Consider the following 25,410-nt stretch of genomic DNA (forward strand, 5'->3'; position numbering starts at 1 on the left):
CCGCCTAAGATTATTTTTCAGCTTAGCAAAACGGTTATTCCATAAGAAATGCAATTCAAAGATTACTATAAAATACTAGGTCTTGATAAGTCGGCAACAAGCGATGATATCAAAAAAGCTTATAGAAAGCTAGCCAGAAAGTCTCATCCAGACTTGAATCCAGACAATCCAGATGCCAAAGTTAAGTTTCAGGAATTAAATGAAGCGAACGAAGTGCTATCTGACCCAGAAAAAAGAAAGAAGTACGATAAGTATGGAAAGGACTGGGAGCATGGAGAGGAGTTTGAAAAAGCTCAAAAACAAAGAAGAAGCCAGCAGCAAGCTTATGGCGGAGGTGGGTCAAATGATTTTTCTGATTATTTTGAGTCTATGTTCGGTGGTGGAGGCAGAAGAGCTTCCCCTAGGTTTAGAGGGCAAGATTTCAATGCTCAGTTAAGTCTGAAATTGACTGATGTTTTAGAGGAGAGAAAACAAGTGTTGACCGTAAACGGTAAAAACATAAGACTGACTATTCCTGCGGGAATAAGCGATGGTCAAACCATAAAAATAGCAGGTTACGGCGGGGAAGGAAGAAACGGTGGTCCTAAAGGTGATTTATTAATTACCTTTTCTATTGAAAATGATACCGTTTTTAAAAGGGTGGGAGACAATCTCTATTTGACAAAAAATATAGACCTGTACAGTGCCATTTTAGGAGGCGATGTAATTATAGAAACGCTTACCGGAAAGGTTAAGGTAAAAGTGCCTGCAGAAAGTAGCAACGATTCTAAAATAAAGCTAAGTGGGAAAGGGATGCCAGCGTATAAGAAGAAGGGCACTTTTGGCGATTTGATAATTACCTTTAAAATAGAAACACCCAAAAACCTTACAGAAGAAGAAAAGGAACTGTTCCAGAAACTAGCTAAATTGAGAAACGATGGAAACTGATAAATTTATTCGGATAGCATATTTTTGTGAAGTTCATGAGGTAGAGCTTTCTTTTATGGAAGAGCTTGAGTCTTTTGAATTGGTAAGTATTCGGGAGTTTGACCATGTCAAGTATTTCCTAGTCGAAGATATACCTCATATAGAAAAGGTGGTTCGTTTATATAAGGAGTTAGAGATAAACCCCGCCGGTATAGATGTTATCTTGAACTTATTAGAAAAACTGAATAAAAAAGAAAGCGAATTAGCCGAATTGAAGAATAGACTCAGCATTTATTTGGCATAATTTTGCTTTGTCAAACATCCCAAAAGCGGCTCTTTTAGCCCTAAAGCTTGTTTTTTATCCCTAAAGCTTGTCAGTCAGCCCTTAAATTTTAGAGAGGCTTTTCTGCCTTATACATTTGCTACTGTTATCTCACTAAACAAAAAGCAAATGAAAAATTTATTTATTCTTCTCGCAATTATCTTAACAAGTACCGCATCCTTAAAGGCCCAAGAAAACTATACTATTACGGTAAATGTCAATAGCATCAGCAATAATTCAGGTACTATATATGCCTCACTAACTACAGACCCTAGTACTTTCCCAGCTGTACAAAATCCTTTAGCAAGCAAAGCAGTTAAAGTAGAGGATGGAAAAGTAAGTTTTGAATTTGAAGGTGTATTTGGTGGAGCCGATTATGCTGTTGTGCTTTTTCAAGACTTAAATGAAGATGGCAAAATGGAAATGAGTGGCGGTAGACCAGCAGAGCCTTTTGGCTTTTCTAATTATGTAATGATGGGTCCACCAAACTGGGGGAGCTGCTCATTCAAATTAGACGAAAACAAAGAAATAACTATCCAACTTTATACACTTTAAGCCATGAAAGATACCATATTTAACACTTCGCTTTTTCTGCATGTGATTGCAGGCGTTTTATCCATAGTTTTTGGTCTGGTAGCGATGCTGGTCAGAAAAAAAGGAGGCAAAATTCACAACGTGTCAGGCTTGATTTTTTACTGGTCTATGGCGTTTATCTTTATAACTGCTATTCTTTTTGTGTTTCTATATCCTACAAGGCTTAAGTATCATTTTTTCTTGATGATTGGCATTGTAAGTTTTTATCCCACTTTCGCAGGGAGAAGAATGCTAAGCATGAAAAAGGGCTTGAACCTTAAATGGTACGACTGGTTTGGTGCTGTTGCCATACTTGTTTCTGGTTTTCTAATGATAGCTTATGGTGTGTTTTTAATCGTAAAAGGGATCTCTTCATTTACTACATTGTTCTTTGTTTTTGGAATATTTAGTGTGGTACTAGGCATGGTAGACCTTTTGAGATATTCGGGAAGAACGCCACTTGGTAAAATGCATTGGTTCTTTGGGCATGCTGCCAAAATGATTGGAGCCTATTCTGCTGCAGTTACGGCCTTTTGCGTGAATATAGTTCCAAGATTCTTACCAGAAGACACAAGTACTTTCGTTTTCATTTTGACATGGGTAGGGCCAGCGGTAGTTTTTGGTTTTGTGTCAAGGTATTATAGAAAGAAATATCAGGCGAAGTTTAAGCTGGTTAAATGACTTTGACTGGGCTCTTTGGTTTCATATTCAATCTTTAAGCCTTAGTTTTGTGTTTTTTAAGAATCAAATGCTTTATGAATCAAAGGGTCAAACCTAAACTTTTATTACTTGTACTTTTCGTTGGGGTTTTTACGCTAAGTTTCATCGGGAGCGACCTACAGTTTGCTGCTTCAAAAAGCATTGAAATTAAGGAGGGTTTTGAAGTCAAAGCTCCTACGAATTCAAAAAGTGGCAACACGGTTTTAAAAAGAAACTATAGTGGTATCAAAGACTATATAGAGGCTCAATATGCTTGGGCAGACAGTGTTTTGTCTGAAATGAGTTTGGAAGAAAAAGTGGGGCAGCTCTTCATGATTGCCACATATTCTAATAGGTCAGAAAAGTATTACCAAGGAGTAAGAGAAGATATTAGAAAGTATCATCTGGGTGGACTGATTTTCTTTCAAGGAACAGCTCCTGTTCAGGCAAGATTAACAAACGAATACCAAGAGTTAAGTAAGATACCTCTAATGATAGGTATGGATGCCGAGTGGGGTTTGGGTATGCGACTTACTAATACCGTCTCTTTTCCAAAACAAATTACCTTAGGAGCTATTGAAAACGATGCTTTAATAGAAGCTATGGGATATGAAATAGGCTCACAGCTTAAAAGGCTAGGAGTGCATATCAATTTTGCCCCTGTGGCAGATATAAATACAAATCCAAAAAACCCTGTTATCAACTACCGTTCTTTCGGAGAATCACAAGATTTAGTGGCAGATAAAGCCATGGCTTACGCATCTGGCTTAAAAAAGGCTGGTGTTATGGCGGTAGCAAAGCATTTTCCTGGTCATGGAGATACTGGCACAGATTCTCACGTCTCTATGCCTGTGGTGCATCATGGCAAAACAAGACTTTCTGAACAAGAACTAGTGCCTTTTAGAAGATTGATAAACGATAGTGTTGCAGGTGTTATGACTGGTCACCTTTTTGTGCCAGCTCTGGATAATACGCCAAACAGAGCCGCTACCATTTCCGAGAAAATTGTAAAAGGTTTATTGCAAGAACAACTTGGTTTTAGAGGACTGACTTTTACCGATGCACTAAACATGCGAGGTATCACTAATCAGTTTTCGGCAGGTGGAGCAGATTTGGCCGCCTTTAAAGCAGGAAATGATGTCTTGCTTCAAACCGCAAATTTGGATGCAGCATATAATAAACTTTTAGGTGAGTTTAGAAACGGAAATTTAGAAGAAGAAGAATTAGATAAAAGAGTTCATAGAATTCTTAGGGCTAAATATTGGGCTGGCTTAAGCAAACCGCAGCATGTAAGAGAGCAAGGTTTGATGGAAGACCTTAATAATGAGAAAAGCAGGGAGTTAAAGGAATTGCTTTATAAAAATGCGGTAACTGTTTTAAGAGCAGAAGAAGATGTTTTCCCTTTTGTGCAGTTAGACACATTGGCCATAGGAACGGTAGCGGTTAGTGCTCCTGCCGATAATGAATTTCAGAGCCAAATGAGTGGTTTTGGAAACGTAGTAAATTATAAAATGCCTATAAAACCAAGTTCTTCTAAAGACTGGGATTATATAGTAGAGCAAGCATTTACGTATGATGCCATGGTGGTGAGTGTGCATGACATGAATAGCCGTTCCTCTAGAAACTTTGGTGTTTCTCCATCTACCATTGACATGATTAGAGCATTGTCAAAAAAGACTAAAGTAGTGGTGGTGGCCTTTGGGAACCCTTACGGATTAAAGCTTTTTGATGAGTTTCCTAATGTAGTTTGTGGTTTTGAAAACGACCCTTTGGCCTATAAGGCTGTTTCTGAGGTTTTATTTGGTGCCGGTTCGGCAAATGGGCGTTTGCCGGTAACGGCTTCACCATTGGCAAAATACAGTTTTGGTCAAAAATCACAGAACGTAGGCAGGTTGACAGAAGACCTACCAGGAAATGTGGGAATGGATGGCGACAAACTAAATGAGATAGATGGCATTGTAAATGACGCCATCAGCCGAAACGCTTTTCCAGGAGCTCAAGTTTTGGTGGCTAGAAGAGGAAAGGTGGTTTACCACAAAGCCTTTGGGACATTTAGATACGGCAACACAGAAAAAGTTACCACCAATACCCTATATGATTTAGCATCGCTTACTAAAGTGAGTGCTACACTTCAGGCAGTCATGATGCTGAACGAAAGAGGGCTTTTAAATTTAAATCTAAAGGCTTCTGATTATTTGCCAGAACTAAAAGGTACCAATAAGGCGAATATGGTGGTGGGTGATATACTTTTCCATCAAGCAGGTTTAAAGTCTTTTCAGGCTTTTTGGACGCATACCAAAACCAGTGGCGGAGCTTTCAAAAAGGAATTTTATCAAGACAGCCCCGTAGGAAACTTACAAGTGGCAGAAGACCTTTATATTAAACCAAGCATAAGAGATTCGGTTTGGAAATGGTTAATTGACACAGAATATACCACAAGAAGGAAAAATAGTAGCGGAGAGTATAGGTACCTCTATAGTGATTTGGGTCTTATCATGATGCAAAGGATAGTGGAGGAGGTTACAGGCCAGTCAATGGACGAGTTTCTTGACCAAAATCTTTACGAGCCTTTAGGGATGACGCATACGCTTTTTAATCCTCTTAATAGATTTTCAAAAAGTGATATTGCTCCTACGGAGAATGACCAAATATTTAGGAAAGAACAAATTTGGGGAACCGTACATGACCCCAATGCTGCACTTTTAGGTGGCGTGGCCGGCCATGCAGGGCTTTTTAGCAATGCTTGGGATTTGGCCAAACTGTATCAAATGAACCTTCAAAATGGCACTTATGGTGGCAGAAGGTATTTGTACCCTGAAACGGTCAATCATTTTGCTACGCACCTTTCAGATAGAAGTCATAGAGGAATAGGCTGGAATAAGCCCGTACAAAACTTAGACCTTTCTAGTATAGCCTCTTCTGCTTCGCCAAATACTTATGGACACACTGGCTTCACAGGAACAGTAGTTTGGGTAGATCCAGACCGTCAGCTAATCTTCATTATGCTAGCCAATAGAGTGTACCCAAGAGCCAATAACCATAAACTTATGGACTTGGATGTACGCAAAAGAATTCACGAAGTCATTAACGAGGCGGTGGATAATCTTTGATTGGAAGATAAAATCTAAATCACCTAGCAAAGGTGATTTAGAAAGAAACCTCGATTAAATCTTCTCCAAAGTCAAACTTTCCCCATTACCAAGGTTTATCAATTTAGATTTTCCCTGAAAAACCACATTAGTTTTAGTACCACCTTTGGCATAAACGGTTACAGATTTCAGCTTTCCTTTTTTCCAACTCAGGTCAATTTCAAAACCACCTCTAGTTCTTAGTCCTTTTACAGAGCCTGTTTGCCAAGCGTTAGGTAAGGCAGGAAGCAGGTAAATGTTGTCATTATCAGACTGAACTAGCATCTCGGCTATGGCCGCTGTACCACCAAAATTTCCGTCAATTTGAAATGGTGGGTGAGCGTCAAAAAGGTTTGGGTAGGTGCCGCCTTTATTATTGCCCTTAGGTCTGATGGCATCAGGTTCTACATAACTTAAAAGCTCACGATACATCTTATAAGCATGGTTTCCGTCTAGTAATCTAGCCCAAAGGTTAATTCGCCATCCTTTTGACCAGCCTGTAGTTTCGTCACCTTTTATTTCTAAGGTTCTTTTGGCGGCGTTTGCCAAATCTGGTGTTTCAGCTACCGTAATATGATGTCCAGGGTGCAAGCCAAACAAATGAGTTTGATGCCTGTGCTGTGGTTCGGCATCTTCCCAGTCGTGATACCATTCTTGAAGATTGCCTTTATGCCCAACTTTATAAGGATGTAGTTTTGAAAGCGTAGCTTCTAGTTCGGCTACAAATTCGGCATCCTTGTTTAAGGCTTTGGCGGAGCCAATAATGTCATTAAAAAGCTCTTTTATCATGGCTAAATCTGCCGTGGCACCATAAAGGGTTGCTCCTTTATAACCTTTATCTGTGAGGTAGATATTTTCAGGAGAAGTAGACGGCGATGTAATTAAAGTACCATCAGGACCTTCCACCAGCATGTCTAAACAAAACTCCGCCGCTCCTTTCATAATAGGGTAAGCGTAATTTTTAAGCCATTCCTTATCTTGTGTAAATTGGTAGTGTTCGTAAAGGTGTGTGCTGGCCCATGTGCCTCCCATGGCCCAGTTTGCCCATACAGGGGTACCCTTCCCAAAATCACCAACGGGATTTGTCATAGCCCAGATGTCAGAATTGTGTGAGCCTGTCCAGCCTCTGGCTCCGTAAAAAGTTTTTGCAGTTACTTCACCTGTTTTTTGAAGGTTGGCCAAGAAGCTTAAAAATGGTTCGTGAAACTCGCTAAGGTTAGTGGTTTCTGCTGCCCAATAGTTTTCTTCCGCATTAATATTCATGGTGTAATTACTACTCCATGGTGGTCTCATATAAGGATTCCAAAGTCCTTGTAAATTGGCAGGAACACCAGAAGTTCTAGAACTAGAAATTAAAAGATATCGTCCGTATTGAAAATAGAGAGCCTCTAAGTAAGGGTCTTTCGCTCCATCAGCGTAGTTTCTAAGTCGTTTGTCTGTTGGAGTTTCTTTGCCCTCGTACTGACCTAAGTCTAGTTTTACGCGGTCGTAATAATTTTGATAATCAGCTATATGATTGTTTTTTAGTTCGGCATAGGTTTTGGCTTCAGCCTTTTCTAATTGTGCTTTCGCAATAGCTTTGTCGTCTAAGCCTTCCGAAGCTGGATTTTTGTCAAAACCATTAAAACTGGTGGCTATGCTCACCAAAATAGTGGCTTCTGAGGCATTAGAAACTTTAAGTGTGTTAGCTGTTTGTGTTACCTGACCATCGGTTTTAGTTACTTTTATTAAGCTTGAAAACTTGGTGCCTTTGCCTTCAATGAATTGCACGGCATTTTCCACCTTGCCTAAATAACTAGGCTTTGACTCCATAGGAGCGTAGCCGTGGGCCTTAAGTAAATTCGGGCTGGTGCTTACTTCATATTTGAGCAAGCTGCTGAATGCCAAATTGAAATTCAAGCTGTTCTTGTTTTTTGCCTTTAGTTTGATAACAAAAACCTTGTCGGGGTGTGAGGTGAAATATTCTTTAACAATCTCATTCTCCTTGCTTTCAAACTGAACCATAGCCGTAGCTTCGTCTAGGCTTAATTCTCGATAATAGTTTTCACTTTTTAAGTCATCAAAGTTTAAGGTCAAGGTGCCCAATGGGGCAAAAGACTCGGAATACTTACCCTGAATGTTTCTCATGAGCGAGTCGGCAAGTTTATAATCGTTGGCCTTAAGTGCGGCTCTTATCATTGGCATATAAGTATGAGCCTCAGGATTCATATTTGGGTCGGTAGGCTCGCCAGACCATAGTGTGATGTCGTTCAGGTATATTTTGTCTGAAGACACTCCGCCAAAAACGGTAGCTCCCATTTTTCCATTTCCTAGCACTAAACTTTCTTCAAAATGTTCGGCAGGCTTATCATACCATAGCTTCATGGGTGCTTGCTGAGCTATGGCAGTTGAAGCAAAAAAGAGGGCGAATAATACTTTGTTCATTGTTGAGTTTTGGGTTGAAATTCAATGTTAAGGCTGTTTTTTGATAGTTTCAAGTTTCGGTGGATAATTCAGGGGTTTCACTGAAAATAGCTTTGGCTTAAAAGCAATGATGTCTTTATTCTGCTTGCCCTTGATTAATTTCAGCCCTTTTCTGACTAAATTTGCAGTCCGATTTCAAATACAAAAAGATTGATGAACAAAACTCCGAAAAGATATACCGTAACAGCAGCTTTAATTTACGCCAATGGCCCTATTCATATAGGTCACCTTGCTGGCTGTTATTTGCCTGCCGACATTTATGTGCGTTACCTAAGGGCAAAGGGCAAAGATGTGGCTTTTATTTCGGGGACTGATGAGCACGGTGTGCCCATTACCATCAAAGCCAAGAAGGAAGGAATTACGCCACAGGAGTTGGTGGATAGATATCACAAGCAAATCAGTAAGAGTTTTGTAGACTTTGGGATAAACTTTGACATTTATTCTCAGACCTCCAAGCCAATCCATCATGAAGTTTCACAAGATTTCTTTAAAAAGCTTTATGACCAAGGAGATTTTGTGGAGGAAGAGACGGAACAGCTTTATGATGAAGCCGCTGGTCAATTTTTGGCCGACAGGTATGTAATAGGCACCTGTCCAAAATGTGGGAATGATAAAGCCTACGGTGACCAATGTGAAAATTGCGGAACAGCACTTTCACCATTAGAATTAAAAAATCCAAAATCAACACTTTCGGGTGCTGAACCTATCAAAAAGGTGACCAAGAACTGGTATTTGCCTTTAGATAAAATGCAGCCTAAAATAGAAGAGTACGTCAATAGCCATCCAGAGTGGAAAAATAATGTGTCGGGTCAATGTAAATCTTGGCTTCAAGATGGCTTAAGACCACGTGCCATGACCAGAGACTTAGACTGGGGTATAAAGGTGCCGGTAGAGGGAGCAGATGGGAAAGTACTTTATGTGTGGTTTGATGCACCTATTGGTTACATCACTTTTACACAAGAGTGGGCTGCCGCCAATGGCAAAAATTGGAAAGACTACTGGCAATCAGAAGATACCAAACTGGTGCATTTCATAGGTAAAGACAATATCGTTTTCCACTGTATTATTTTCCCGGCCATGCTGATGGCTCATGGAGATTATACATTAGCAGATAATGTGCCTGCCAATGAGTTTATGAACCTAGAAGGAGATAAAATTAGTACTTCTAGAAACTGGGCGGTATGGCTGCACGAGTATTTAGAAGAATTTCCTGGCAAAGAAGATGTGCTGCGTTATGCATTAACATCAAATGCTCCTGAGTCAAAAGATTCTGAGTTTACATGGAAAGACTGGCAGACTAAAAACAACTCGGAGTTGGTAGCTATTTTGGGGAATTTTGTAAACCGTACCATGGTACTTACCAATAAGTATTATGAAGGTGTGCTTCCTGCTAAAGGTGAGTTGACAGATTTTGACAAAGAAACCTTAGCCAAATTAGCACAGCTTCCGTGTGATGTTTCAGACGCTCTAAAGAATTATAAGTTTAGAGATGGTTTAACCAGCATGATGGAGATAGCTAGACTGGGTAATAAATACTTGGCAGACACAGAGCCTTGGAAGTTGATAAAGACGGACCCAGAGCGTGTTAAAACCATTATGAACATAGCGGTGCAGATTACTGCTACCTTAGGAATTGTTTCTGAACCATTTTTGCCGTTTACGGCTACTAAAATTAATGGCATGCTTAACTTAGAAAAGCGTGAATGGCTGTTTGCAGGAAAAGCAGATGCTGTGGCAGATGCACATCAATTAGAGAAAGCAACATTACTTTTTGAGAAAATAGAAGATAAAACAGTAGAGGCTCAGGTTCAAAAATTATTAGATACGAAGAAAATGAATGAATTAGAAAGTAAGGTTATCCCTGAAATTAAAGAAGAGATAGTTTTTGATGATTTCATGAAACTGGATATCAGAGTAGGAACCATCTTAGAGGCGGAGCCTATCAAAAAGAGTAAAAAGCTACTTAAGTTTTTAATAGATGATGGTATGGAAAAACGTACCATTTTGAGCGGAATAGCTGAGCATTATAATCCTGAAGAGATGATTGGTCAGCAAGTAACCTTTGTGGCCAATTTAGCCCCAAGAAAAATGATGGGCGTGATGTCTGAAGGAATGATTCTGATGGCAGAAAACAATGATGGCGGCTTAGCCCTTATTCAACCAGACAAAGCTGTTTGGAATGGTGGCACTGTGTCATAAAAAATAAAAACAAGCTCCAAAATGAAGATTGGGATAATAAGAGAGGAGAAAAATCCACCAGATAGTAGAGTTACTTTAAGTCCGGCACACTGCAAACAGCTCATAGAAATGGGCCTAGATGTGGTAGTGCAACCTTCTAAGGTAAGATGCTTTAGTGATGATGATTACTTAAATGCGGGTATAACCATGCAGGAAGATTTAAGTGACCGAACTTTGCTAATTGGCGTGAAAGAAGTCCCGATAGAGGCTTTGATTCCTAATAAGACTTATTTTTTCTTTTCTCATACTTTTAAAGCTCAGCCTTATAATCAGAAGCTACTTAAAGCCATTGTTGATAAAAACATTACTTTGATAGATTATGAGGTGCTGACCAATGATGCTGGAGCGAGGGTTATTGCTTTCGGTAAGTTTGCGGGTATGGTTGGGGCACATAATGCTTTATGGACTTATAGCCAACGAACTGGTGCTTTTGAGTTTCCAAGAATGACTAATCTTTTTGATTACAAAGCTGCCAAAGAGGTTTATAAAAAAACAGCGTTCCCAAATATAAAAGTAGTGCTGACAGGTACGGGTAGAGTGGCTAAAGGAGCTGCTCAAGTACTGAATGACATGGGTTTTGCCAAAGTTAGGCCTATAGATTACGTTAGGAAAACACACGATGAGCCAGTTTATACGCAGTTGAATAGCTTCTACTATGCCAAAAGAAAGGATGGGGAGGTATTTGATGAAGTTCAAGATTTTTATAAAAACCCAAAAGACTATGATTCGGATTTTGAGCACTTTTTGCCCATGTCAGATATCATGATTAATGGTATTTATTGGGATAATGACGCTCCTGCCTTTTTTACTATAGAACAAATGGCTAGTTCAGATTTCAATATCAAAGTCATAGCAGATGTGACATGCGATATAGCTCCTACCAGTTCTATTCCATCTACCTTAAGGCCAAGTACTATTGCTGACCCAGTTTTTGGATTTGACCCTGTTTCTAAATCAGAAGTGGCAAGTTTCCAAGAGAATGCCATAGACATGATGACCATAGATAATCTTCCAAATGAACTGCCGAGAGATGCTTCGGAAGCTTTTGGAGATATGTTTATAGAGCACGTAATTCCAGAATTACTAAAAGGAGAAAGCGATATGCTGACCAAAGCGACTATTGCTACCAAAAAGAACTTAGGCCCTCACTTTGAATACCTGAGAGATTACCTAGAAGGAAAATAATTTAAGCTGATTTGGTTCTACGCTATTTTTAGTTGATACGAAACACTTCTACCTCCACCAGTGGAAATAAAGATGCCTTTGCTTACTAAATCTTGTAAATCTCTGGTGGCGGTGGCTTTTGATGTTTTGGTAAGGCCTATGTATTTTCGAGTATTCATTCCGCCTTCAAAACCCTCATAGCCTTCATCTAGCATTCTTTTTATGACCTTTTTCTGCCTTTCGTTTAGTTCGGTTTTGTGTGTTTCAAAAAAGCTTGCCTTCTTTAAGCTGAATCGTACTGTTTGTTCGAAGTCATTTTGAGCGTCTACTAATAAACCACAGAAATAATTTACCCATTTAGTTATTTCATTGCTTTGTTGAGCCTTTTCTAATTGGCTATAATACGTTTTCTTATCTGCTTCTATTGATTTAGAAAGGCTCATTAATACCGGTTTTCCGAGCCCTTGAGCCAATGCTTTTTCTGCCAATAGTCTTCCTATACGTCCGTTTCCGTCTTCAAAAGGGTGTACACTTTCAAAATACAGATGAGTTATAGCAGCACGAAGCATCGGGTTAAACAGTTTCTGTTCCCCTTTTGGTGAACTAGCATTAAACCATGTAACAAAAGCAGCCATTTCTTCTGGCACTTTTAGCGAGGGCGGAGCCTCAAAGTGCACTTTTTCTTTCCCCATGGCACCTGATATTACCTGCATGGGTTCTTCATGACTTCGCCATTTGCCTACTTCTACACCAAAACTTCCTTTCATTAGAAGCTTATGCCAATCAAAAAGTATCTTTTCTGATAAAGGCTTCTCAAAAGTCTCCCTAACTTTTATGAGCAGTTCGCCCAAGCCTTCAGAACGTTTATCTTTTATGACTGATTTATCTGTAGGGAAACCGAGGTTTTTACGAATAGAAGAGATAACATCTTTTCGGCTGATATATTCGCCTTCTATCTCTGAGGTCTTTATGGCTTCTTTTACCAATACATTGATAACTGACACTTCTTGTTCGGCTTTTGAAAGGGTTTCCATAAAGCCACTGCTTTTGCCCACTTTCTCTAAAAAAGGGAGTAAAAGAGAAGTCGCATGTGCTTCATCATATCTAAAAAGAGGCCAATCTTTTTGTTGCCAGTTATATCTCATGAGCCGAATATTAACATTAATCGGCTCAAATGTACTAAAATAATGAGCCGAATAGAAGTGCTAATCGGCTCAATTTTTTTTATGAAATGCTCTCGCTCTAAGCATTCCTATAAGAATGGTTAATGCTAAGCTTGGCATTAAATAATTGTCCGAACCACCGTTCACTTGTTCGCTAGCGAACGCGAAAAATTAACGAATAAAAATTAATTAGCTAATAATCAATAGCTTATGTTTTATGGTATGCCTTTGGAATAATTGGCATTGAGGATGCGGTGGTAATGAGTGGTTTCATTTTCCATTGGAGCATTTTCAATTTTAATTAAAACATATTATGAAAAAGTTATTAAAAATTGTTGCAGGTCTTATGTTGGTTTCATCTTTTGCTTTAGCAAGTAGTCCAAATGAGAAACTAGGAAATGTGGAAGCGAAAACGTTTAAAATGGCCATGTATTTTGACCAAGCTTCTGGCATTATTAAAACCTTTTATGAGAAAGACTTAGGAGAGAATCTTAAGATTGAGATTTTGAACAAGAAAGGGAAAGTTTTAACAGAGAGTTTTATGGGTAAAAAAAGAAACTCAGCTAGGTTTAATTTTGACATTAGTAACCTAGATAGCGGTGTGTATACATTAAGAGTAAGTTTGGGAGATGAAGTGGTAACTAGAAATATTAGTTTATCGGAAATAGATGCTAAAAAAGTGCATAACTATAAAATGGAACTTCTTTAAGCTCGATGGGCTAAGTCATTTATACAGTTTCGTTTTTCAAGAAGAAATGCCTGTGCAGCTCCTGCACAGGCATTTCTTTCATTTGGATAGCTTTAAATGGTTGAGCTAAATGTTGGTGTGTTGGGTTTTGCTCTATTGAGTCTGGCGTCAAAAAACATACAGATGTTTCGGACAAAGGGTTTCCCCTTTTCTGTCACTTTTAACTTTTTATCTTCAATTTCTACTAAACCATCTTTTACGAGTTCTCCCATTTTAGTGATAGCTTCGTCAATAATAGGAGATTGATTCTCTTCGCTTTTCCAGGAGGTTTCAAACTGGCACATTATGGCTAAAATGTGTTTTCTTAGTATCAAATCTTCTTCGTTAAGAAGGTGTCCTTTAAAAATAGGGAACTCACCATTGTTTACTATTTCCTGATACTCTTCCACCGTTTTTACGTTTTGAGCAAAGCTATACCAGCTGTCGCTTATGCTTGACATACCAAGGCCTATCATTAATTGGGTATTGTTGGTGGTATAGCCCATGAAGTTTCTATGGAGCTTGTTATTTAGCATAGCTTCATACATGTCGTCGGTTTTTAAAGCAAAGTGGTCCATACCTATTTCCACGTAACCATTCTGGTCAAAGAGCTGTTTGCCTAGCTCATATAATTCTCTTTTTTCTTCGTCTTTTGGGAGGTCGTTTTCATTAAAACCTCTTTGCCCCAATCCTTTTATCCAAGGCACGTGAGCATAGCTGTAATAAGCCAAACGGTCGGGTTTTAGCTCGTTGGTTTTTTCAATGGTATGTTGAATGTTTTCTTTGGTTTGATGAGGCAGACCAAAAACCAAGTCATGACTTATGGAAGTATAGCCAATCTCTTTGCTCCAATCATGCACTTCTTTTACATTTTCAAATGGCTGAATACGATTGATTGTTTTTTGAACTTTCGGGTTATAATCTTGAACGCCAAAACTTACCCTTCTGAAGCCTAAATTGTAAAGCGTCTGTAGTTGCTCTTTTGATGTGTGATTGGGGTGTCCTTCAAAACTAAATTCGTGTTTCTCGGCAATCAGTGCGTGCTCTACAATTCCATTCATAAGCTTTGTAAGGCTAACTGAACTGAAGAAGGTAGGCGTACCACCACCAAGGTGAATTTCTTTGATAAGTGGTTTTTCTTTGAAAAGTTGAAGGTATAGTTGCCATTCTTTTATGACACTATCTATATAAGGCTCCTCTACCTCGTGTCTTTTCGTGATACGTTTATGACAGCCGCAAAAGGTGCAAAGGTTCTCGCAAAAAGGCAAATGAATATAAATGCTGATGCCCTGCTCGTTGCTCTTGCTGAATGATTTCAGAACAGTGTTTTTCCAGTCAATAAGGGAGATACCTTCTTTGTCCCAATATGGCACAGTGGGGTAACTTGTGTATCGGGGACCAGGAACATTATATTTTCTTATTAGCTCTATATCCATTTTAAATCTTATGTATATCGCAAAATTAACTAGTTATCGGTTTGCTATGAAGATAGAAAACATGAACGATATCATTGTTTTTAGAAAATATAGAAAGGATAGTAATGTTAACAGACCTTAAAATTGGAATAATCGAGGCAACCAATTGACTTTTTCCGCATCTCCATAATCAAGTCAGAAATGAAAGCAACCATTCAAACTACAAATTTACCATACATACTATTATGTATTGCATAGTAGTTGGTTTATTGCTGACCTTTGACACATCGAAACGCAGTTAACACTGCAAAACTTAAAAGCTATTTACAAAAAATAAACAATTACAATTATGAAAAAGCAATTCAAAACTATCGCCTTAGCTCTATTTGCCACTACACTTTCATTTGCTGCTTTAGCAAATACCGAAAACCCAAACCCAGAAAAAGCAAAGACTTTTGAAGTGGGAATGTACTACGATTATAACACTGGTACTATCAAGACATTCATTGAGAAACAAAAGGGAGACCAACTACATGTTACTTTTCTTAATGAAGAAGGAGAAGAGCTTTCAGAATCTTATTTAAACAAAAAGCAGGATTCAGGAAGGGTTTACTTTGATATTAATTCATTGCCTACTGGAACTTATAATATTAAGGTTAGCAACGGTAAAGAAGAGATAGTAAAGCCAGTGAATATCTCTCAGCCTAGCCCAGTGACTGTTGTGGAATTTTCAAAATAATATGACTTTCTGAGTTCTTAGAAGTTTAATATTCATCCTTATCGAAGCAGTAAACACTGCAAAAAAATTAGAAGCTATTACAAAAAAATAAAAAATACAATTATGGAAAAGCAATTCAAAACTATCGCCTTAGCACTATTCGCCACTACACTTTCTTTTGCTGCTTTAGCAAATACCGAAAACCCAAACCCAGAAAAAGCGAAGACATTCGAAGTGGGAATGTACTATAATTATAACACGGGAACCATCAAGACCTTTTTTGAGAAACAAAAAGGCGACTACCTTCAAGTTACTTTTCTAGATAACGAAGGAAATGAGCTCTCTGAGTCTTTTCTAACCAAAAAGCAGGAGTCGGGTAGGATTAACTTTGATATAAATACACTCCCTAATGGAACATATAAAATTAAGGTTAGCAATGGCAAAGAAGAGATTGTACAACCAGTTAATATTTCGCAACCTTCACCGATGAAAATTGTGAAGTTTTAAAGAAAAGGGGAAATCTAGTTTTAAAAGGGGGGAATGTACTTAAGAGGTATGTTTCCCTCTTTTTTGTTACCGAATAAAAACGAATTCATTTTGACTAGAGGCCTTTACGTCAAACTCATAATTACCATAGTTGAACGTTTTAAGGTCTTCTGCCTTTTCGATATTCTTGTCTAAAATATATCTCACCATCATACCTCGAGCTTTTTTGGCATGAAAACTAACCACTTTTAAGTTTCCTTTTATGTAGTCTTTAAAAACAGGCGTGATAACGGGAGATTTTAATAAATCAGGTTTCACTGCTCCAAAATACTCGTTGCTAGCTAAATTGACAAAAGGCTCGCCATCTTCTAATTCGTCGTTAATAGCCTGCGTAATTTTTTTATCCCAAAATTTATAAAGGTTTGGTTTACTCCCAACCTTAAGTTTTGTTCCCATTTCAAGCCTGTAAGGCTGAATTAAATCTAAAGGCTTAAGTAAACCATAAAGACCCGAGAGAATTCTCAGTTTATCGTTCATTTGGTCTATTTGCTCAGCGTTTAAAGTATAAGCATCTAATCCTAAATAAACATCTCCTTTAAAGGCAAAAACGGCTTGACGAGCATTTTCGGTATTGTATTCTTCCTCTCTGTTTAGGTTTCTTTCTCTATTTAATTCGGCCAAAGCTTTTGAGATACTCATCAAATCAGAGAGTTTCTTGGCAGACTTGGTTTTTAGAGCGGCGTTTAGTTTTTCAGTTTCTTTTAAAAAACTAGGTATGCTAAACTTGTCCGTAGGCAATGCACTTTCAAAGTCTAATGTCTTGGCAGGAGAAATTACAATTTTCATAAATCTTTTTGGGATAGTACTCAGTCAATCAAGAAACGCTAATCTCGGCTTGACAGTTTCTGGTTTACCTAGTTTGTTCTATTTTTCTCCGTTCGGTATCTGCTATTTTGTCCGTTTATGGACATTTTTTGTTGAATTAATTTGTTGTAAGTGTCTTGTAATTAGTGATTTATTTTAGTTGGCATAGGTTTCGCTTTTAGAATTGTTATATAAATACTCATGTAAGTTTTGACATAAAAAAATCAAGTTATGGCACATATCGCGATACCAATTCCACCAGGGAATGGCAAACAAGAAGTAGAAATTGAGGTAACCATAAATGGTCAAAAACAAGAGCTTCATTACCGTGTAGAGCTTTTTTACTGGGAAGACTGTGAAGTACCGACAGTAGATAGGGCGGAGTGTATCAGCCATCTTTTGAAGGACTATGACCAAGAATGGAGCTTGTATTTTATTGGCTCGCCTACTGATGAATTTGTTCCAATAACCTTTGTGAAAAGAGACGATTTGAAAAAACAGCGAGCTCTGCTGCAACCTGTTTAGGTTTTTTGACATCTCAAAACCAAGCAAGGCAAAACACAAGCCTAAACAATTATTTACTCAATCTTAATCAATTCAAAAATTATGAAAAAGCTATTCGTATTAGGTTTATTAACATGCATAAGCCTTATTTCTTATGCTCAAAAAGAACCGTTTCTAGTCAAAACATTTAACGCCGATGACATTGAGAACTTAGATGTAAGAACATCTGGAGGTGGTATTGAGGTGACAGGCGTTTCGGGTTCACGTACCGTGGTAGAGGTTTTTATAAAAGGGAATGGAGACCTTTCGAACGCAGAAATAGAGGATAGACTGCGTGACTATACGCTGGAAGTAAGAAAAGAAGGAGGCACACTTATTTGCTTCGCAAAATCTAACGTAAAGAACAATTGGAAGAAAGGACTTAACATTACCTTTAAAATTAAGTCTCCTAGAAATGTGGATACGGAGTTGTTAACTAGTGGCGGCGGCATTCATTTGACAAATCTTCATGGCGACTTAAACTTTAGCACAAGTGGCGGAGGTCTTCATTTGAGCAAATTAAGTGGTGATATTTATGGCAGAACCTCAGGTGGAGGTATTTATGTAAGTGATGTAGTAGACAGAGTAGATTTAAGTACGAGTGGGGGAGGGATAGACGTGGAAAATGCAGAAGGTGATATTAAACTAAGAACTTCTGGAGGAGGTATTAAACTAGCAAATATGCGAGGTGATATAGATGCTCACACTAGTGGAGGAAGTATAAAAGCCTCCGATATTGAAGGAGAACTAATTACTGGAACTTCCGGCGGTTCTATTCGTTTAGAAAGAATAGCGGCCAGTGTAAAGGCAAGTACCAGCGGAGGAAGTATTAAAGCAGATATTTTGGAGGTAGGTGACTTTTTAGTTTTGCACACCAGTGCCGGCGGAATTGATGTAAACCTACCTATGGACAAAGGAATGGACTTAGACATAAAGGGTTCAAGACTTACCATGGCTTATAAAAACTTTGAAGGGGATTTTGATAAAAATCATGTTCGCGGTAAAGTAAATGGCGGCGGAGCCAATGTTGATATTTCTTCAAGTACTGGGCATGTAAATATTAATTAAAGACACTGATATTAGTAACAGAAAAAATCCGAGTTGGAACGTATTAGTCCTAACTCGGATTTTCTTTTTTAAGAGTTTGTAATAATAACAGTTTATGTATTGGTTGGAATTTCTAGTTCTACGATAAAACCTTTTTGGTAATAAGCTTTCAGAGTGCCTTTTAATGATTTGGCTCGAGTTGCCATGTTGCTCATACCTAAACCATCAGAAGGCTTTGTGTTTTTCTCCGAGCCGTCATCTCTTATTGTCAATGTTAAGGTGTTGGCTTTTTTGTTAAAATTAATGGTAACATGCTTGGCATCAGAATGTTTAAGGATGTTGGTGATGGCTTCTTTAAAAATGAGGTAAACGTTTTGTCTGATTTCTGGATTAATAAACTCTCCATTTTTAAGGCTTTCTATCTTAATGTCATAGGAAATATTCTTAAGAGGTAAGTTGCTTTCGGCAAAGGCTCTCATTCTATCCGTCAGATTTTCGTATTTGTCTTTTCTGGCATCCATGGCCCATACGGTGTCTCGCATTCGTTCCATGGCATCTCTACTCATTTCGCTTAATGTGGTAAGCTCTTTTTGTTGCGTTTTGTCTGCCGAATAAGACATTAACTCTGATTTCATGGACAAGCCTGAAAGTATGCTTCCTACATCGTCATGGAGGTCAGTCGATATTTTAGCTCGCATGGCTTGGGTTGCTTTATACTTTTCTAAAGTTAGGTAGACATTATAGCGAGTCCATGCGTAAATAAGCAGAATTGCAGACACAATGTAAAACAAATAAGCCCACCAAGTTTTCCACCAAGGTGGTGTAATACTAAATTGATATTGACTGATATTACTCCAAATTCCGGCCTCATTCATGGCTTTTACTTTGAAAGTATATTTCCCTGGGCTTAAGTTGCCATAAGTGGCTTCAGGAGTTTTTGTAATGGAGCTCCAGTTTTTTTCTAAGCCCTCCAGTTGATATTGATATTTTACGGATTGCGGTTTGTTTACATCAATTCCTACAAACTCAAAACTCACAAAGTTGTTATCATAGGGTAATACAGGTTCTAGCGGAATTCCTGTGTTATTTATAAAACCATTAAACTTAAATCTACCTACTTCTAATCCGTTTTTTAAAGTGTAAGAGCCCTCGGTGGTCCAATTAATAGCCTCATTAAATAGTTTAAAGTTAAGTAGTTCTATGTCTACAGAACTCTCTTTTTCCTTAACCTCGTTGAGGTCAATAAAGCTTATTCTGTCAAGTAAAAGAATCCAAAGTCGGTTAAATTTATCTTTCAAAATGTAATGCCTTCCGTCTCCATTTCCAATGAAATTATTTTCAGAGCCAAAAACGGTGAATAGGTTTTTGTCAAGAAAAGTATCTTGAGAATCTAGGCTCTCAAGTATACTTTTGTCAATTTTAGCAACTCCATTACGGGTGCTAATCCACATGTTTTTATTGTCGTCTTGAATGGCAGTTAAAACCACATTGCTGGGCAAGCCATCATTCATTGTGAATTGATTTAATTTATTGGTCTTTCTGTTTAACCTGAAAATACCTTCACCTACCAATGAACTTAGCCAATAAGCTCCAGTGTGGTCTTGAAAATAGCTTTCTATAATGCTCAGGTTTTGACCGGAGGTTTTTGGGTAATTTGTTAGTTCGGTTTGTTCTTTATTCAGGAAGGATATTCCAGCAAAGGTGGTAAATACGTAGTTGGTGTCAATGTCTTGATTTATCTGAATAATTTCTCTGTCAACTAAACCTTGGTCAATGGTATAATGTGTTCTTGTGTTTTTCTTTTTATCAATCTTAAAAACACCTTCTTTTTCTCGTGAGCTATACCATATATCACCGAGGTAGTCGGTATAGAGCGATACTACCTTATGACCAGCATCTTTATATTGCGTAATGGTATTATGGTCGGCCGAAAGTTTACAGAGGTCGCTATCCCAAAAGCCAAACCAAATATCGCCGTCTTGGTCTACTGTAATTGCGTTAATGTTTTGTCCGCTTAATCCACTTTCTACCGTGAAATTAGTAATGGTGTTGTTGCCAAAGTCAAAATAAGAAACACCTCCTAAGTCGCAGCCTACCCATATATTGCCATTTGCTTCTTGATGTAAACTTCGAGCTGCCTGACTGGTTAGTCCGTCCTGAGTAAAGAAGCTAGAAAACATCTTGTTGTATTTAACCGCTCCCTCGTAAGTGCCAATCCAAATATTACCAGCCCTATCCTGAAGTAGCCCGCTTGTTTCATTACTCGGTAGTCCCTCGTTAATGGTAATGTTTTTTAGTAAATCTTCTTTTAGGGCATATGCCCCGTCAAATTCTGTGGTGAACCAGATAGTTTTGGAGTCGTCTTCCAAAATGCTCTTAAGTCTAGACTTTCCAAGCTTGTCATAGGAGATAAAAGTTTCTCCATCAAAACGAGTAATAGAGGCAAAAGAACCAAACCAAATGGAGCCATCACTACTTTCTGTCAAACAAGAGATTGCTAAATTACTTGTCTCAGGAAATTGAATATATGAGTTGCCATCGTACTTTATTAAACCCATTTGCTCGGTGGCAAACCAAATATTGCCCATTCCGTCTTCAAGGATAGCATTCACGGGTCCCTTAAATTCATTAAATGTTATTAGTTCATCAGGCTTATCCTTTTCAATCTTAAAAACGCCATCCGTTTGAGAGGCTAACCAAAAGTTGCCATCCTTGTCTTGCATGAACTGGTTGATACCCTTGGCTAGAATATCATTCGATGTATGAAAATTAGACATGTTTTCACCATCAAACTTGCTAATTCCTTTTCTATGCGAAAACCAGATATTACCATCCATGTCTTCATAGACATGGTCAATATAGCCATCTGCCAAGCCTTGATTCTGACCAAAGTTCTCGTAGGTTCTACCGTTGTATTTCGAGACGCCGAGGTAAGAAGAAATCCAAATATTTCCTTTTCTGTCTTGAAGTATGTCGTGTACTTTACTGTCTATGAGTCCGGATGTAAGATCATAAACGTTAAAGTTATATGGGTTGTAATCTGGGAAGTTTGGTTGCTTAGCAATATTTGACTGAGCTGCTGGGCTCTTAACTTTTGTTTCTGTAAGTGGAGTTCTTAAGGTTTCTTGAAGCTTATTGTTATTTATATTTTTTGTTTGGGCGTAAGTGGTTTTTCTCGGGTTTACTTTAATCCCTTTTTTTGGCAGTATTATAATTTGAGTATTGCCTACTCTTTTTACCAAGTTCCTTCCCATGGGAACAGTGTTTGGCTCTGGCAGCGTGTTTAGCTTTATTGTAGAAAAGATGGCATCTCGCTCTTTTGAATTTGTTTGTAAGCTTTTGGAAGCGTCTTTCTCTTTACAAGCTGTAATCGTGGTAAGAAGTATTAGAAGAAGGTAGTTCAGGCGAGTCATTTGTTTCGCGTTAAGTTAAGAAACCTGACCTTTCATGAATTTAGAGATGGCTTCGGTTTTGTTGCTCACATGTAGTTTCTTATACATTCGCTTAATATGGGAGCGTACAGTCTCTACCGAAATATTGAAGTCTTCTGCTATTTGCAGGTAGGTTTTTCCGTCTACCAAACTTTCTAAGATTTCAAGCTGTCTCTCTGGTAAACTAAATTTAGCATCGGATTTTTTAGGAGACAAATGATTGAAAATTTCCCTTGCAATGGCTGGGGACATATAGGAGCCACCATTATCAACTATATTAACGGCATCTAAAATAGCTTTCAAACCCGCTTTTTTTGAAACATAAGAACAAGCACCGTTATAAATGGCTTTTAAAATGACATCCTCTTCTTCATAAGTGGTGAGCATGATAATGTCTAGTTCAGGAAACTTTTCCTTAATGGGGGCAATGGCATCAATTCCTGAAATGCCGGGCAAGCCCACATCAAGAATTAAAATGGAAGTAGCCTCGTGTTTAGCTAGATTGGCGGGATTAATAAAGTCTTCAGCTGAATGAAAAATTCCTGTAATTTTTATGTCAGGTTGCATTTCTAAGAATGAAGAAACACTGTCTGTAACTATTTTGTCATCATCTATTAGGCAGACTGTTTTCATGCTGTTTTTTTATACGACGGTTAAATTACTTTCGGGCTTTTTTAGTAGCACGAATTTAACATTTTAATTAAGTGTGTCACCCTAAAGGGTGACAAAAACGCCAAAACGAAAGAAAATTGCACCCTTCAGGGTGCTCGACAAATAGTTTTATTGTTGGAGATTTACATGTGTTTTCTGTTTTATAGCCGTGAGTAATGATTTTTTAGAGAACTGAGCCTTTTTGTCGAATATTAAAAGAATAGATTCAAGGCAAATTCACTTGTGGCAATCACTATTTGTGTCTTTTTGATTTTTAAAGATAGGTTTCTTAAAGTCTAAGATGCTGTATAATCAATATTATAGTGGTTTGGATTGTAATGACGATCCCTGAAACGTTGATAGAAAAGAGAAGGTATAGGTGTTCTCAAAATATTTCTTAACGAAATAAAAGGAGTAAATTGGGGCAAATTAACGTTCAGTTCTATCCTTTATGCTACGAGACCTTTTTAAAAACATTTTTCATTTATTTCCAGAGCCTTTTCAGCATTCTTTTAGAAAGTATCAGTTTAAAAAATGGGTAGAGTCAGGGAGCTCAATTCCACCACCACAAGTTGTCAAACTTTTCAAAATTCAGGAATTACAAAAAGAGTATAATTGTAAGACGTTTGTAGAGACAGGAACCTATAAAGGAGATATGATTTTTGCATTGAAAAGTCATTTTCCGAAATTGATTTCGGTGGAGCTTTCACCTTTGTATTATAAAAAAGCTCTCAAAAAGTTTAGAAAAAATAAGAACATAGAGTTGCACTTTGGCGATAGTGGAGTTTTAATACCCCAGATTATAAAAGAACTTTCTGATACTACATTATTTTGGCTTGATGGCCATTTCTCTTCTGGTGAAACAGCTCAAGGAGATAAAGATTGCCCTATTTATGGAGAATTAAATGCGATTTTTACATCACCATACCCACATGTTTTATTGATAGATGATGCCCGTTGTTTTGTTGGTGAAAATGACTATCCAACTATTTCAAACTTGCGTGATTTTATAGAAAAACACAAACCGGGAAGTTTTTTTGAGGTAAAAGATGATATGATTACAGTTATTGTCAAATAATCAATTTACTAGCTTATTCTTAGTTTAAATATCATTGACCTAATGGTCATTTTATAAGGCTTCTATTTGCCATATAAAAACCTTACCTTTGCAGCCATTTTTAGAAGAAAAATCATCAGTTTATGTTAACAGTTTCTAATATATCTCTTCAGTTCGGAAAAAGAGTTCTCTTTGACAATGTCAACTTGAAATTTGTTCCAGGTAACGTTTACGGTCTTATTGGTGCCAATGGTGCAGGTAAGTCTACATTCGTTAAAATTCTTTCAGGCGAAATAGAAGCAACCTCAGGTTCTTTCAGTCTTGACCCAGGAGAGAGAATGTCGGTTTTGAGTCAAAATCAGAATGCCTATGATGAATATCCAGTTTTAGAAACTGTGATGAGAGGTAACGAAAAGCTTATAGAGGTGATGCATGAAAAAGATGCCATCTATATGAAGGAAGACTTCACAGAAGAAGACGGTAATCGTGCTGCAGACTTAGAAGCGGAGTTTGCTGAAATGAATGGTTGGGAAGCTGAGTCAGATGCTGCTACTTTACTTTCAGGTCTTGGTGTGAAAGAGCAATATCACCAAACTTTAATGGCTGATTTGAATCTGTCTGAAAAAGTAAAGGTTCTTTTGGCCCAAGCTCTTTTCGGAAACCCTGATGTTCTTTTATTAGATGAGCCTACTAACAACTTGGACATTGAGTCTATTTTGTGGTTAGAGAATTTCTTGATGAATTTCAAGAATACTGTAATTGTAGTATCTCACGATAGACACTTTTTAGATAACGTTTGTACATACATTGCCGATTTAGATTTCAAGAAAATAAATCTTTACGGTGGTAACTATACATTCTGGTATGAGTCTAGCCAGTTGGCGGCTCGTCAGCGTTCTGACCAGAACAAAAAAGCAGAAGAGAAAAAGAAGGAGTTGGAAGACTTTATTCGTCGTTTTTCTGCCAACGTGGCAAAGTCTAAGCAGGCTACAGCCCGTCAAAAGATGATTGATAAGTTAGATATTTCAGCTATTCAGCCATCATCTAGAAGATATCCTTATATAGGCTTTAAGCCAGAGCGTGAAGTAGGCGATCAGATGTTAATGGTAGAAGACCTTAGCTATAAGAATGAGGAAGGAGAGTATCTTTTCAAAGACCTTTCTTTCCAAGTAATGAAAAAGGATAAGATTGCCTTTTTAAGCAAAGATGGTTTAGCTGTTTCTGCTCTTTTTGACATTTTAATGGGCAAGAAGAAAGCAACCTCGGGAGATTTTAAGTGGGGAGTAACTATAACTAAAGACTACCTACCAAATGATAATACGGAGTACTTCTCTGATTCTGATTTGAATTTAGTTGATTGGCTTCGTCAATACTCTGAAGATAAAGACGAGACTTTTGTAAGAAGCTTTTTAGGAAGAATGCTTTTTGCAGGAGAAGAGGCGTTGAAACAGTGTACAGTTTTATCTGGGGGAGAAAAGCAGCGTTGTATGTTCTCAAAAATGATGCTTTCTAACTCTAACGTCTTGCTTTTTGATGAACCTACCAATCACCTTGACTTAGAGTCAATTCAGGCTTTAAATAAAGGCATGGAAGAGTATGATAGTAATATCCTTTTCACATGTCATGATCACCAGTTGACTAACACGGTAGCAAATAGAGTTATTGAGCTTACGCCAAAAGGCTGTTTAGATAAACTTATGAGCTTTGATGATTATTTGACAGATGCAAAAGTAAAATCTCAGCGTGCCGAGTTGTATGATTAGAATATTAATAACAGAAGTTAATTAGCTTCTCTGAAACTTAATAGAGCATAAA

General features: G+C 37.9%; 20 protein-coding genes. 14 read left to right on the forward strand and 6 right to left on the reverse strand.

Annotation, left to right across the window (positions count from 1 at the left end; all coding sequences use genetic code 11):
- The first annotated feature begins 48 nt into the window (after positions 1-48).
- The 5 genes from AC0L6O_RS02730 to AC0L6O_RS02750 all read left to right on the forward strand — a co-directional run bounded on the left by AC0L6O_RS02730 (position 49) and on the right by AC0L6O_RS02750 (position 5,610).
- Positions 49-927, forward strand: a complete 879-nt coding sequence (locus AC0L6O_RS02730; protein WP_473306142.1) for a DnaJ C-terminal domain-containing protein — start codon at positions 49-51, stop codon at positions 925-927.
- Entirely contained in the window at positions 917-1,210 is a 294-nt protein-coding gene (locus tag AC0L6O_RS02735; RefSeq protein WP_473306144.1) for a chaperone modulator CbpM, read from the forward strand. The genes AC0L6O_RS02730 and AC0L6O_RS02735 overlap by 11 nt, the downstream gene beginning before the upstream one ends.
- A 147-nt stretch (positions 1,211-1,357) precedes the next feature.
- Positions 1,358-1,783: a DUF2141 domain-containing protein gene (locus tag AC0L6O_RS02740; RefSeq protein WP_473306146.1), complete on the forward strand. Its 426-nt coding sequence runs from the start codon at positions 1,358-1,360 to the stop codon at positions 1,781-1,783.
- A gap of 3 nt (positions 1,784-1,786) precedes the next feature.
- Positions 1,787-2,482 (forward strand): hypothetical protein, encoded by a 696-nt coding sequence (locus tag AC0L6O_RS02745; RefSeq protein WP_473306148.1) that lies wholly within the window; start codon positions 1,787-1,789, stop codon positions 2,480-2,482.
- Between the two features lie 74 nt (positions 2,483-2,556).
- Complete coding sequence (locus AC0L6O_RS02750; protein WP_473306150.1) at positions 2,557-5,610, forward strand: glycoside hydrolase family 3 N-terminal domain-containing protein; 3,054 nt, start codon at positions 2,557-2,559, stop codon at positions 5,608-5,610.
- 54 nt (positions 5,611-5,664) lie between these two features.
- On the opposite strand, the gene AC0L6O_RS02755 is transcribed toward AC0L6O_RS02750, so the two are convergent.
- Entirely contained in the window at positions 5,665-8,052 is a 2,388-nt protein-coding gene (locus tag AC0L6O_RS02755) for a glycoside hydrolase family 95 protein (RefSeq protein ID WP_473306152.1), read from the reverse strand.
- Positions 8,053-8,244: 192 nt separating this feature from the next.
- On the opposite strand from AC0L6O_RS02755, the gene metG reads away from it, so the two are divergent.
- Together metG and AC0L6O_RS02765 are read left to right on the forward strand one after the other, a co-directional pair.
- Entirely contained in the window at positions 8,245-10,290 is a 2,046-nt protein-coding gene (gene metG, locus AC0L6O_RS02760) for a methionine--tRNA ligase (RefSeq protein WP_473306153.1), read from the forward strand.
- Between the two features lie 21 nt (positions 10,291-10,311).
- Positions 10,312-11,514: an NAD(P)-dependent oxidoreductase gene (locus tag AC0L6O_RS02765; RefSeq protein ID WP_473306155.1), complete on the forward strand. Its 1,203-nt coding sequence runs from the start codon at positions 10,312-10,314 to the stop codon at positions 11,512-11,514.
- A 17-nt stretch (positions 11,515-11,531) separates the two neighbouring features.
- Here the strand turns inward: AC0L6O_RS02765 and AC0L6O_RS02770 are convergent, their stop codons facing one another.
- Positions 11,532-12,638 carry a Fic family protein gene (locus AC0L6O_RS02770; protein WP_473306157.1) on the reverse strand — a complete coding sequence of 369 codons (1,107 nt, stop codon included), beginning with the start codon at positions 12,636-12,638 and terminating at the stop codon, positions 11,532-11,534.
- A gap of 331 nt (positions 12,639-12,969) precedes the next feature.
- Between AC0L6O_RS02770 and AC0L6O_RS02775 the strand changes: the two genes are divergently transcribed.
- Positions 12,970-13,365: a T9SS type A sorting domain-containing protein gene (locus AC0L6O_RS02775; RefSeq protein WP_473306158.1), complete on the forward strand. Its 396-nt coding sequence runs from the start codon at positions 12,970-12,972 to the stop codon at positions 13,363-13,365.
- Positions 13,366-13,457: 92 nt separating this feature from the next.
- Here the strand turns inward: AC0L6O_RS02775 and hemN are convergent, their stop codons facing one another.
- The gene (gene hemN, locus AC0L6O_RS02780) at positions 13,458-14,819 is read right to left on the reverse strand and encodes an oxygen-independent coproporphyrinogen III oxidase (protein ID WP_473306160.1); all 1,362 of its coding nucleotides are present in this window, start codon (positions 14,817-14,819) and stop codon (positions 13,458-13,460) included.
- 328 nt (positions 14,820-15,147) lie between these two features.
- Here hemN and AC0L6O_RS02785 point away from each other — a divergent pair, with 328 nt between their 5' ends.
- Positions 15,148-15,537 (forward strand): hypothetical protein, encoded by a 390-nt coding sequence (locus tag AC0L6O_RS02785; RefSeq protein WP_473306162.1) that lies wholly within the window; start codon positions 15,148-15,150, stop codon positions 15,535-15,537.
- 102 nt (positions 15,538-15,639) lie between these two features.
- On the forward strand, positions 15,640-16,023 hold the full coding sequence (locus AC0L6O_RS02790; RefSeq protein ID WP_473306164.1) for a hypothetical protein: 384 nt from the start codon (positions 15,640-15,642) through the stop codon (positions 16,021-16,023).
- Between the two features lie 66 nt (positions 16,024-16,089).
- On the opposite strand, the gene yaaA is transcribed toward AC0L6O_RS02790, so the two are convergent.
- Positions 16,090-16,848 carry a peroxide stress protein YaaA gene (gene yaaA / locus AC0L6O_RS02795; protein ID WP_473306165.1) on the reverse strand — a complete coding sequence of 253 codons (759 nt, stop codon included), beginning with the start codon at positions 16,846-16,848 and terminating at the stop codon, positions 16,090-16,092.
- A 249-nt stretch (positions 16,849-17,097) separates the two neighbouring features.
- Here yaaA and AC0L6O_RS02800 point away from each other — a divergent pair, with 249 nt between their 5' ends.
- Together AC0L6O_RS02800 and AC0L6O_RS02805 are read left to right on the forward strand one after the other, a co-directional pair.
- Positions 17,098-17,391 carry a hypothetical protein gene (locus AC0L6O_RS02800; protein WP_341226756.1) on the forward strand — a complete coding sequence of 98 codons (294 nt, stop codon included), beginning with the start codon at positions 17,098-17,100 and terminating at the stop codon, positions 17,389-17,391.
- A gap of 81 nt (positions 17,392-17,472) precedes the next feature.
- Positions 17,473-18,477, forward strand: coding sequence for a DUF4097 family beta strand repeat-containing protein (locus AC0L6O_RS02805; protein ID WP_473306166.1), 1,005 nt, complete (start codon positions 17,473-17,475; stop codon positions 18,475-18,477).
- A gap of 92 nt (positions 18,478-18,569) precedes the next feature.
- Here the strand turns inward: AC0L6O_RS02805 and AC0L6O_RS02810 are convergent, their stop codons facing one another.
- Together AC0L6O_RS02810 and AC0L6O_RS02815 are read right to left on the reverse strand one after the other, a co-directional pair.
- A complete protein-coding gene (locus tag AC0L6O_RS02810) occupies positions 18,570-21,869 on the reverse strand; it encodes a sensor histidine kinase (RefSeq protein ID WP_473306168.1) in 3,300 nt (1,099 codons plus the stop codon).
- Between the two features lie 15 nt (positions 21,870-21,884).
- Positions 21,885-22,520 (reverse strand): response regulator, encoded by a 636-nt coding sequence (locus tag AC0L6O_RS02815; protein WP_473306170.1) that lies wholly within the window; start codon positions 22,518-22,520, stop codon positions 21,885-21,887.
- 673 nt (positions 22,521-23,193) lie between these two features.
- Between AC0L6O_RS02815 and AC0L6O_RS02820 the strand changes: the two genes are divergently transcribed.
- Positions 23,194-23,616, forward strand: a complete 423-nt coding sequence (locus tag AC0L6O_RS02820) for a hypothetical protein (protein WP_473306172.1) — start codon at positions 23,194-23,196, stop codon at positions 23,614-23,616.
- Between the two features lie 122 nt (positions 23,617-23,738).
- Positions 23,739-25,358 carry an ABC-F family ATP-binding cassette domain-containing protein gene (locus AC0L6O_RS02825; protein ID WP_473306173.1) on the forward strand — a complete coding sequence of 540 codons (1,620 nt, stop codon included), beginning with the start codon at positions 23,739-23,741 and terminating at the stop codon, positions 25,356-25,358.
- Positions 25,359-25,410 lie beyond the last annotated feature (52 nt).

This window comes from Arcticibacterium sp. GJ41-1 (assembly GCF_055808875.1).

Coding starts and splice junctions, on each gene's coding strand:
- AC0L6O_RS02805 (WP_473306166.1), top strand. CDS start 17,473: ATGAAAAAGCTATTCGTATTAGGTTTATTAACATGCATAAGCCTTATT.
- yaaA (WP_473306165.1), bottom strand. CDS start 16,848: ATGAAAATTGTAATTTCTCCTGCCAAGACATTAGACTTTGAAAGTGCA.
- AC0L6O_RS02825 (WP_473306173.1), top strand. CDS start 23,739: ATGTTAACAGTTTCTAATATATCTCTTCAGTTCGGAAAAAGAGTTCTC.
- AC0L6O_RS02740 (WP_473306146.1), top strand. CDS start 1,358: ATGAAAAATTTATTTATTCTTCTCGCAATTATCTTAACAAGTACCGCA.
- AC0L6O_RS02775 (WP_473306158.1), top strand. CDS start 12,970: ATGAAAAAGTTATTAAAAATTGTTGCAGGTCTTATGTTGGTTTCATCT.
- AC0L6O_RS02785 (WP_473306162.1), top strand. CDS start 15,148: ATGAAAAAGCAATTCAAAACTATCGCCTTAGCTCTATTTGCCACTACA.
- AC0L6O_RS02755 (WP_473306152.1), bottom strand. CDS start 8,052: ATGAACAAAGTATTATTCGCCCTCTTTTTTGCTTCAACTGCCATAGCT.
- AC0L6O_RS02745 (WP_473306148.1), top strand. CDS start 1,787: ATGAAAGATACCATATTTAACACTTCGCTTTTTCTGCATGTGATTGCA.
- AC0L6O_RS02765 (WP_473306155.1), top strand. CDS start 10,312: ATGAAGATTGGGATAATAAGAGAGGAGAAAAATCCACCAGATAGTAGA.
- AC0L6O_RS02770 (WP_473306157.1), bottom strand. CDS start 12,638: ATGAGATATAACTGGCAACAAAAAGATTGGCCTCTTTTTAGATATGAT.
- hemN (WP_473306160.1), bottom strand. CDS start 14,819: ATGGATATAGAGCTAATAAGAAAATATAATGTTCCTGGTCCCCGATAC.
- AC0L6O_RS02820 (WP_473306172.1), top strand. CDS start 23,194: ATGATTTTTGCATTGAAAAGTCATTTTCCGAAATTGATTTCGGTGGAG.
- AC0L6O_RS02730 (WP_473306142.1), top strand. CDS start 49: ATGCAATTCAAAGATTACTATAAAATACTAGGTCTTGATAAGTCGGCA.
- AC0L6O_RS02735 (WP_473306144.1), top strand. CDS start 917: ATGGAAACTGATAAATTTATTCGGATAGCATATTTTTGTGAAGTTCAT.
- AC0L6O_RS02815 (WP_473306170.1), bottom strand. CDS start 22,520: ATGAAAACAGTCTGCCTAATAGATGATGACAAAATAGTTACAGACAGT.
- AC0L6O_RS02790 (WP_473306164.1), top strand. CDS start 15,640: ATGGAAAAGCAATTCAAAACTATCGCCTTAGCACTATTCGCCACTACA.
- AC0L6O_RS02750 (WP_473306150.1), top strand. CDS start 2,557: ATGAATCAAAGGGTCAAACCTAAACTTTTATTACTTGTACTTTTCGTT.
- metG (WP_473306153.1), top strand. CDS start 8,245: ATGAACAAAACTCCGAAAAGATATACCGTAACAGCAGCTTTAATTTAC.
- AC0L6O_RS02800 (WP_341226756.1), top strand. CDS start 17,098: ATGGCACATATCGCGATACCAATTCCACCAGGGAATGGCAAACAAGAA.
- AC0L6O_RS02810 (WP_473306168.1), bottom strand. CDS start 21,869: ATGACTCGCCTGAACTACCTTCTTCTAATACTTCTTACCACGATTACA.